Origin of the sequence: Victivallis lenta, from assembly GCF_009695545.1 — a bacterium.
Lineage (GTDB): Bacteria > Verrucomicrobiota > Lentisphaeria > Victivallales > Victivallaceae > Victivallis > Victivallis lenta.
On record NZ_VUNS01000057.1, the window covers coordinates 1 to 6,988 of the forward strand.

Annotated in this window: 8 protein-coding genes and 1 pseudogene; 5 read left to right on the top strand and 4 right to left on the bottom strand. The window is 46.3% G+C overall.

Annotation, left to right across the window (positions count from 1 at the left end; all coding sequences use genetic code 11):
- Positions 1-134: 134 nt before the first annotated feature.
- The 5 genes from FYJ85_RS22535 to FYJ85_RS22555 all read left to right on the top strand — a co-directional run bounded on the left by FYJ85_RS22535 (position 135) and on the right by FYJ85_RS22555 (position 3,317).
- Positions 135-632, top strand: coding sequence for a hypothetical protein (locus FYJ85_RS22535; protein ID WP_154420938.1), 498 nt, complete (start codon positions 135-137; stop codon positions 630-632).
- A 69-nt stretch (positions 633-701) separates the two neighbouring features.
- Positions 702-1,790, top strand: coding sequence for a transposase (locus FYJ85_RS22540; RefSeq protein WP_154420939.1), 1,089 nt, complete (start codon positions 702-704; stop codon positions 1,788-1,790).
- A 2-nt stretch (positions 1,791-1,792) separates the two neighbouring features.
- On the top strand, positions 1,793-2,401 hold the full coding sequence (locus tag FYJ85_RS22545) for a hypothetical protein (RefSeq protein ID WP_154420940.1): 609 nt from the start codon (positions 1,793-1,795) through the stop codon (positions 2,399-2,401).
- A gap of 13 nt (positions 2,402-2,414) precedes the next feature.
- Positions 2,415-3,038 carry a hypothetical protein gene (locus FYJ85_RS22550; protein ID WP_154420941.1) on the top strand — a complete coding sequence of 208 codons (624 nt, stop codon included), beginning with the start codon at positions 2,415-2,417 and terminating at the stop codon, positions 3,036-3,038.
- A gap of 33 nt (positions 3,039-3,071) precedes the next feature.
- Positions 3,072-3,317, top strand: a complete 246-nt coding sequence (locus FYJ85_RS22555) for a hypothetical protein (protein WP_154420942.1) — start codon at positions 3,072-3,074, stop codon at positions 3,315-3,317.
- A gap of 588 nt (positions 3,318-3,905) precedes the next feature.
- Here the strand turns inward: FYJ85_RS22555 and FYJ85_RS22560 are convergent.
- The 4 genes and pseudogenes from FYJ85_RS22560 to FYJ85_RS22575 all read right to left on the bottom strand — a co-directional run.
- Positions 3,906-5,108, bottom strand: a pseudogene (locus FYJ85_RS22560) (IS256 family transposase).
- Between the two features lie 385 nt (positions 5,109-5,493).
- Complete coding sequence (locus FYJ85_RS22565) at positions 5,494-5,829, bottom strand: hypothetical protein (RefSeq protein WP_154420943.1); 336 nt, start codon at positions 5,827-5,829, stop codon at positions 5,494-5,496.
- Positions 5,830-5,844: 15 nt separating this feature from the next.
- Complete coding sequence (locus FYJ85_RS22570; RefSeq protein WP_154420944.1) at positions 5,845-6,312, bottom strand: hypothetical protein; 468 nt, start codon at positions 6,310-6,312, stop codon at positions 5,845-5,847.
- Between the two features lie 28 nt (positions 6,313-6,340).
- A partial coding sequence (locus FYJ85_RS22575; protein ID WP_154420945.1) for an RHS repeat-associated core domain-containing protein occupies positions 6,341-6,988 on the bottom strand: 648 nt, incomplete at its 5' end.

Here is a 6,988-nt window from a genome sequence, read left to right on the forward strand (position 1 = left end):
TAAATCTGACTATCAGGAAATCGTTCGGATTTCGGACGCTCAAAATTGCAAAAGTGTGCTTATATCACCAGCTTGGCGAACTCCCGGAACCGGATTTCGCCCACAAATTCTGGTGAAGAGGCAAAAAAATTTACTTGGGAAGCATCGTTTTTATTCCTTTATTTCTCTTTCCTACAATTATTGTCTGCACCAGGGGGCTATATTTTAAGCCATCTTCTATTTTGGCTGAAATAAGTGAAAAGAAAAACTTAGATTACCTTGCCGATTGTTTAAGAGGAAATTCTTTCCCGTTTGGCTCTAGAAATTCTATTTATATTGGAGGCAATAAGTATGATATGTTTATCAGCCGCGACAATTTTTTCCCTTCTGACTATATCAGAATTAATATTGATATTTTTCAGTATGTTTTTTATGCAGAAAAACAATCGGATATCATATGTTCCTCCAATATGGTAGTTGTACCTATTGGGGATCATTTATACTATGGATACTATAAAAACTATATTAAAATAGCAAACCAATCATTTGTTTTTCTTTTTTCCCTTGTTCTTTTACAAATTATTGCAGGAATTATCTTCATTGTTAAATATTTTCGCAGAAACAGGATATGTAAAATAAAACTCCATGATTAACTTATCTATACTATTGTGGAGTCGTTATTCCGGTGAAAGCGCATAAAAACCGTGCAGGAGAGAATCGGGATGTATCGAAAATCGCGTCACGCTGATGAATTGCCGGAAATCGGCTTGTATTTTGAAGGTCGTTTAAATCCCGAAAACTGCGGGGTGAAACTGGCCGCTCGTTTGCTGCGGCATGAGCTTGAAGCCGATTCTGCCAAGCATTTCAAAAGCAGTGAACGCGGTGAAGTGGCGCTGAATGTTCGTATGGCGATGGGTGCGCTGTTAGTCAAAGAATTTCCTGGCGTGAGTGATCGCGCCGTGGTCGATGCGGTGAGCGAAAATCCGTACCTGCAATACTTTCTCGGTTTCAAACGATTTCAAACGGAACCGCCTTTCAACGCTTCATTGATGACCAATTTTCGAAAACGTCTCTCCGCAAAAGTCGTCAATCGTTTCAATGAGAAAGTCATTGAACTGGCTCGGCACAATACTCATCCTGAGGATGTTCCCCCTCCGGATGACGGCGGGAAGCCGGATTTCGACACAAGTTCCAGCGAGCCGAAAAACGCCGGAACGATTCTTAGAGACGCAACATGCGCACCGTCGAACATCAAATATCCGACTGATTTGAATCTGGTCAATGACGCTCGTGAACTTACCGAAAATATCATCGACCAATTGCGGAAACAGCAGGTCAATCCTTTGCCACATCCGCGTACCAAGCCACAAATCTGTCGCAAGCGATATCTTGAAATCATCAAGCGCCCCAAGTATGGCGTTGTCAAACGGAGCAGCGCATTGCGCTTTCTCCTGAATGCGGTTCGACGAAATCTCAAGCTTCAGCTGCAATCAGATTCAATCGGCGGAGGCACAGTTGAACAAATCCGGACGATTCGCATGGTTCACGACCAGCAGCGGGAAATGCCGGATCAGAAAACCCGCCGTGTTGAGCACAGGATCGTCAGTTTGCATCAGCCGCATGTGCGTCCGATTGTGTGCGGAAAGGCCGGACACGAAACCGAATTCGGTGCGAAACTGACCGCCGGTCTGGCAGACGGATACACACGTAATTGCAATTACGATTTTGACGGCCGACTTGATCCGTGGGAAACAAGTGGCTGCAAGGATTTTGGTTTTCTCTTTTCCGGCAATCCCGTGGAGTATCTATAAGGATGAAAATAACGAAATTTATCGGGGGGGGCGGCGGCATAGTCGCCTCCGGTTCAACAGGCTCTAATCAGCGAAAAGGAACGGTTATGAAAACTGCCCATTCAGAAAAGGTCCCTTTGGTTCCGGAACCGAAGGATTTCAGGTTCATCCTGACGGTCAGGCGGCCTTTGCTTCATGACCTCCGATCACCGGAGCACTCTGTTCGGATCGAAAACCGTTTTACGGAAGACCGTCCGGGCGCATCCGGCAAAATCAGTTATGATTTTCCAGCCCTTGATGTCAGTGTGGACTTCCAGACACACGAAAATATTTCCACAGTACTGCAATTCGTCACATCCGCCGACGAGCAGCCGGAAAATCCGGAAGAGACGCCTCCTCCCGAGAACCTAGTGACCCTGAAGGCCGTCGACAAAATACCGGGAATTCTGGCTGCCCGCAATGGCGCATTGGTGAAATGTTTTTCAGAACCGGGCGGCAATGCTGTTGTTGTATTCGACGGCCAATCCCCGATTCCTCAACCGTTTGCAGCCCCCGTCGGAGCAGCAATCCTCGGAGTCCGCAATGGAGAGTTCCACTGGGAAGCAGTCAAGGCCGCCTCCCCCGAAAAATAAGGAGCATCATATCATGCCGGCAGGAAATACCCCGTCCCCCGTCTCTCCGCCGAATATCCGCGTATCCATTCGGAATGACTCTCCGCAGGCAGAAGCGGACTATCCTTTTTATCAAGTCATCAGCGACAATACGCATTCGTTTCGAATTGAACTGATTGAAGATCCCGACCGAAAAAAGCCTCCTTATCACAACATCGATTTCTCCATAGGAACGAGACTGGTCGAAAACGCGGAAACGGAAGAGGATTCCTTATTGGTTTTCACCCGTTTCAATGACGACGGGGACGAACTTCCGCCGGGAACTCACCTGTTGAAGTGGACCACTCCCCTCGAAGGGCTTCTTTTTTACGACGGACGCAACCTGAGTGTGCAAACCTCCACTGGCAAAGGAATTATCGTGGGAGACGAAACCGGTTGCGGCTGGATTCCCCTGCCCGCCGGCAATGCTTCATTCGGCAGGAAGGGCGATATCGGCTGGTCATGGTTCAAAGCGGCGGAAAACGCAATTCTGGCGGTATTGACGATCCCTCCAGCCGATGGATTCGGCCCGGCGATCTGTCGTAAACTTACCATAAACGCCGACGGCACCTGGGCGGCCGTTGGCCCGGAAATCCCCGTAATCGTTCCTAAAATGTAACAATAATCTTGTATTTTCAGGAAAGGAAGAAAAATGAGGAATCAAAAAGAAACGGCCGCCGAGTCCCAAACCGTCAAAGACGGATCGCGCTTTCCCTGGGCAGGCGAGTTGCCAGTCACGGAAGTCTCCAATCAGGGAAACGCCATGATCGGCATCCTGACAACCGTCCCCGTAAATGGTTACGGAGGAGCGACCTTTCGTTCGGTTACAATTCAGCCTGATGGTACTTGGACCGCAACAGGAGAAGAAGAGCCTGTCATCATTCCGCTGTTAAAATAAGCGATTCTGTATCGAGATTCATGCCATCAGCCAAAGTGTGGCAGGCGAAAGAAGGATTTGCCTGTCACACAGTATTTTTTTGCCTTTGGGCTTCACCACAGATTTAATTCCGCATGTTCCGGAAACACGTATTCGGAAACGCGAGGCCCCGGCGAAAACTCCCTTCAGGAAAGACAAAATCGGGACGATTATGCCTTGTCCGTTTTTCTCATGATCCATCGGATGACTTCTGAAATCCAGTCGACTTCCTTCCTATTGAGGATCTTTCTTTCTGTTTCCGGGTCTTGTCGCAGCATTTCCGTTTCCGGGACGGTTTCCGGCTGTACAAGGCATAGGCGTCCGCAAGCGAAACCTTTTTGCCGTCATTCAGGACCTGACGATAATTTTCAACAAGGGAGCGGACATTATTGTTGAAGGCAATTTCTGTTCTTCCTGCCGAAGCTTTTCCTGAGCGGTAGTGTCCGCAATTTTGCGCACATTTGATTTCCGACTGACTACAGATTTCAAACGTGACTTGGCGTAACTGAAGCAACCGACCGACCGAAAAACTCCGGAGGAGCAGGTCGGCTGCGTAGGCGAAGCCTTGCTTTACATTACTCCGCCTTCATAGAGTTTGCAAGTATTCATATACTGCCGAGTTCCCCATTTTTGCTGTAGATATGTGCCGCAGTCGTGCCCCAACGAGCATCATTGCCGAGTATCCGTCCGGGAAACTGCCGACGACGCGAGTACGGCGGCGAATCTCTTTCATAATACGTTCAAGACCATTGTTTGTGCGTAATCGGCTCCAATGTTCATACGGGAAATCCATATAGGACAGCGTCTCATCCACGCTCTTTTCAACGAATTCAGCGACCTTTTCCAGCTTCATGGTTCTGAGCTTTTCAGCAACCAATACGGCTTTCTGCCTGGCGGCTTCTTTGTCCTCTTGGGCATGAATTGCTTTCAGCATGGCGACAACCTCCCGGATATGCTTCCACGGGCACATGGTGAACGCATTTCGATACCAGTGAACGATACACCGTTGCCACTTCGCCTCGGGAAAGAAATCTCCGATAATCTCATATAATCCCAAACATTTATCCGAAACGATCAGCTTCACACCTCTGAGGCCGCGATCTTTCAAATACCGGAGAAAATTACTCCAGGATTCTTTGTCTTCGCGGCTTCCTTCGGCTACTCCGAGGATTTCGCGATACCCTTCTTCATTGACACCAATGGCCACCAGAACGGAAACATTCTGAACCTCTCCGCCCCAACTTCGTTTCAAATAGACTCCATCCACGAAAATATATGGATGCTCTCCAGAAATCGGTTGCATGCGCCATTCTTCGATTTTGCCGTATATCTTTTGATTGAGTTCGCTGACCGTACTCGAACTGACCTTCGTACCCCATAGGGCTTCCGTAATATCTTCCACGCGGCGAACCGAAACACCAGCCAGATACATCTCAATCAAGGCTTCTTCAACACTGCTCTGCTTGGTTTTGTAGCGTTCGATGATCTGTGCTTTAAACGGCAGTGTTCGTAAACGCGGAACCTGAAGTTCCACTTCTCCTGCCTTCGTCAAAAGCTTGCGCTTGTACGAACCGGCGCGGGTATCCTGCCGATCCGGGCTGCGTTGATACCTCGACGCCTGACAAATGGCATCGGCTTCAGCATTCAATAAGCCATTAAGCGTATCTTCAACGGATTGTCGAACTAGTACGTCCAAGTATTGCGAATCTCTTTTTCATCGATTTTGATCGCCCCGAAGATTGCCTTTTCGTTTTCTTGCGCTACATTTTCCATGGCCTGTTTTCCTTTCGATTGATTGTTGTGTGATGACTATAATCAATCAGAAGACAGGCCGCTTTTCAAGCTAACTCGTTTTTTAATGTGCGCAATTTTTCGGACGTTATCTTCATTTTGTTCAATTCAAGCATAAATTATGGTCTATTGTTTTCATTACAAATGCAGTAAGACAGCAGATTTGCAATACAGGGGGCTGCTTTTGAAAAATCAGAGAAAATCGAGTCAAGAAAGCGGAGGCAATCACCAATTACGCCATTTGGAAAATTGTTTGGACAGATGTGATTTTTTCTCTAAAATATGAGAAAAAACAATTTATACCTAACAACAGCAAATACGGAAAAATTCAATGACATCTACTAATTCAAGCACTATTCAGTAGTATTTATTCCATTATCTCAAATGATCCCAACAGATTTACCATTAAATGAAAATTATATAAAAATGGATTATTCTGATCAAAAACCTTCTCTGGAACGCCAATAATTGCACAAGGTTGATCAGCTGATTCATGCAAATTGAACTTCTGCCCTACATATCGAGCCGAACAAACAATTTTACGAAATTTTATCTGTTTATATTCAGTAATATGATCCAATTCAACTAAAATTTTCTCTAAGTCATCTTCTACAAGTAGAATGGTTCCATATAAAATATTTGTATTCGTTTTTTCTGTAATGAAGTCCCAAGGATCACTAACTATAACTTTTATTGAAGCCATAATACACTCTTTCGGTTATTGTTTCTTGCCTGCACTAATACTAATAATTCTCAATACGGGAACAGGTTGAGTCGTCATTCTTTCCATACCTCCTCCAGGCATACCATATTGGGGAGCAACACGAGTTGGTTGCGGGAAAATGTTTTTCGGAACCTCGACAGTTACAAGAACTTCAGGAGTATGATCTAATGCCAATCTCTGTCTTGCCCTCAATAGAGATGAATTGGCATTATTTGTTACATAGTTACGTCCTGGTCTTCCCCCGCGAAGTAGTCCGGTATTACCAATAGCTTCTAATTCACCTCTTGACATCCAACGTTGAACAATCTCTGTCTTAGGTGGACCAGTAGGTGTTGGACGTAATAATTGAGGGCCAAAGGTTACTGCTATACCTAAAACCCCGTGCCCTACATTATACAATCTCTGATCTCTATCCAGCGGTCGTCCTGTGGCCAAATCAACACCGCGAATGGCTTGATTCATTTGCGATGCTCCCGTCAGGTCTCCCACACTAATTAAAGTTGCCGCGACAGAAGATTGATTGATTGATTGACTCTCCATATTTTTGTCCCGCAAGGATTCGTTGGGTCATCCGTTCGACACGTTCATCGTGGCCTATCGTTTTCTTCAAATTTCCAATTGGATCAAAAATACTTTGAAACAACTTTTCTGCCATTTTACTTAAGGATCCAAGCGATTGCGTCGAAGTATTTCCCAAGTTGGTTCTGCCCTTAAGTCTGTCAACAATAGTAGGCCGATACACAGCATCACCTGCCATATTGGCAAAAGATCGCTGCATTTCATCAAGCAGATCTTTATCAGGCATGTCCGTAAAACCAGATTTCACTACGCGAGAAGAATCCACATTTAATGGATCTATGCTTGACTTTGATAATGAATCAGAATCAGGCGCAATAAACCAATCCAAATATCCACCTCGTTGTGATTTCACCCCCAAAGGGCCAATCTTATTGACCGGGCTGTTCATGCAATACAGGTAGTTATTCGGGCCGTCGGGGTAGCCGGAGGGGGCGCGGGTGAGGAAGCGGCCGAGGTCGGGGTCGTAGCAGCGGAAGCCGAAGTAGTCGATTCCAAGCAGTTCGCTGCGTTCTTTCGTGCTGAACTTACGGACGTTTTCGGTTTCACCCACCGTCGCGGT

What these genes read in the sequence shown, in the direction of transcription:
- FYJ85_RS22540 (WP_154420939.1), top strand. Translation starts at nt 702, where the DNA reads ATGTATCGAAAATCGCGTCACGCTGATGAATTGCCGGAAATCGGCTTG.
- FYJ85_RS22545 (WP_154420940.1), top strand. Translation starts at nt 1,793, where the DNA reads ATGAAAATAACGAAATTTATCGGGGGGGGCGGCGGCATAGTCGCCTCC.
- FYJ85_RS22550 (WP_154420941.1), top strand. Translation starts at nt 2,415, where the DNA reads ATGCCGGCAGGAAATACCCCGTCCCCCGTCTCTCCGCCGAATATCCGC.
- FYJ85_RS22555 (WP_154420942.1), top strand. Translation starts at nt 3,072, where the DNA reads ATGAGGAATCAAAAAGAAACGGCCGCCGAGTCCCAAACCGTCAAAGAC.
- FYJ85_RS22565 (WP_154420943.1), bottom strand. Translation starts at nt 5,829, where the DNA reads ATGGCTTCAATAAAAGTTATAGTTAGTGATCCTTGGGACTTCATTACA.
- FYJ85_RS22570 (WP_154420944.1), bottom strand. Translation starts at nt 6,312, where the DNA reads ATGAATCAAGCCATTCGCGGTGTTGATTTGGCCACAGGACGACCGCTG.